At 47.7% G+C, this 1,621-nt stretch carries 3 protein-coding genes; all 3 read right to left on the bottom strand.

Annotated features, from left to right (window positions below; genetic code table 11):
• A partial coding sequence (locus tag ENN47_03200; GenBank protein ID HDP77189.1) for a glutamine--fructose-6-phosphate aminotransferase occupies positions 1-494 on the bottom strand: 494 nt, incomplete at its 3' end.
• Between the two features lies 1 nt (position 495).
• Positions 496-1,494, bottom strand: a complete 999-nt coding sequence (gene plsX, locus ENN47_03195) for a phosphate acyltransferase PlsX (protein HDP77188.1) — start codon at positions 1,492-1,494, stop codon at positions 496-498.
• Between the two features lie 3 nt (positions 1,495-1,497).
• A partial coding sequence (locus tag ENN47_03190; protein HDP77187.1) for a 50S ribosomal protein L32 occupies positions 1,498-1,621 on the bottom strand: 124 nt, incomplete at its 5' end.

The raw sequence follows: 1,621 nt of genomic DNA, 5'->3' as shown, positions 1-1,621 counted from the left end.
TCCTGATGGACGACGCCAATTGCGTATGCGCCTTCCAGATCAACTAACATATGTCTTACAGCAGCAACAATATCGCCCGAATAGTGATCTTCAATCAGATGGGCGATTACCTCCGTGTCGGTTACCGATTTGAATATGTGGCCCTTCTTCTCAAGCTCGACCCTCAGTTCATCGAAGTTCTCAATTATCCCGTTGTGTACAACCGCAATTTTCCCGGTGCAGTCAGTATGGGGATGAGCGTTGAAATCAGACGGTCCTCCGTGGGTTGCCCACCTTGTATGGGCTATTCCCTGTACAACGGCCGAATCAAGATCTCCGTCCAGAAGCTTCTCAAGAGAGGAGATCTTTCCGACGGCCTTCATAACTTTCAATTCATTTCCGTTGTTCACGGCGACACCGGCCGAATCATATCCCCTGTACTCGAGCTTCTTCAAAGCATCGACCAACTTCCTGATTGTAAGGTCTTTGCCTACCATTCCTACGATGCCGCACACGCTACTTTCCCCCAAGCTTGTTTTCAAGGTTCTTGACAAGATCGCCCTTAACCCCTTGATAGGCTACTCTGATCGCATTCTTTATTGCGAGAGCGTTTGAGTTTCCGTGAGCCTTAACGACAGCCCCTTTAACTCCGAGAACAAAGGCCCCGCCGTATTCGCTTGGGTCCATCGCCTTCTTTAGTCTTCCCAGTGCTCGCTTAAGAAAAAGAGCACCAATGAGACCAAACAGGCCGCTATTCTTGATCTCTCTCTTAAGCGTCTCGGAAATCAACTTCCCTGTTCCTTCCATTGCTTTCATTGCAACGTTTCCGTCGAATCCACTGCAGACAACCACATCAACATCGCCATAATTTATATCTCTGCCCTCAACATTTCCAATAAAACTACTTCCTAACTCGGTCCTCAAGTAGTCATAAGCCAGTTTCGTCAGTTCTGTACCCTTTTCCTGCTCTTCTCCTACATTGAGCAGACCGACTCTGGGGCTATCTCTTCCGAGAAGATTCGCATATTCATAGCCCATCGTGCCAAAATCACGCAGATGTTCTGCTCTTACCTCCGTATTTGCACCTGCATCAATGAGTACAGTGAAACCGTTCTTAGAAGGAATAAGAACAGCAATTGCACCACGATCTACACCCTTTATTCTGCCAACCACGAAGAGCGCAGCAGCAAGAACTCCGCCTGTATTCCCTGCTGATACAAGAGCATCGACTTTTCCTTCCTTCACTAGAAGAGCGGCTTTGTAGAGAGAAGTGTCCTTCTTTCTCAACAAAAGAGAAGGCTTCTCCGACATCGGAAAAACCTCTCTCGCATCAGCTATTGAAATTCTTGAGGTCTCTGGAGTCTGTTTCAACAGGGGCTTCAGTTCTTCTTCTCTGCCGACCAGAACTATCTGTAGATCCTGAAACTCCTTAAGGGCAAGAAAAGAGCCATCTATGTTGACTTCCGGGGCGCTGTCTCCACCGAAGGCATCGAGGGCAATCTTTATGCCTTGCATCTACTACTCACCGATCTCAAGAATCTGTCTTCCTCCGTAAAAGCCACAGTGTAAGCAAACTCTGTGTGGCTGTTTTGGTTCGCCACAGTTTGGACATGTAGAAACAGCAACCTTGATCGGGCTATAC

The organism is Mesotoga infera (assembly GCA_011045915.1).
In the GTDB taxonomy this organism is placed as follows: Bacteria; Thermotogota; Thermotogae; order Petrotogales; family Kosmotogaceae; genus Mesotoga; species Mesotoga infera_D.
Note: the sequence above shows the minus strand (reverse complement) of the source record. Positions and strands in the feature narration are given on the sequence as shown.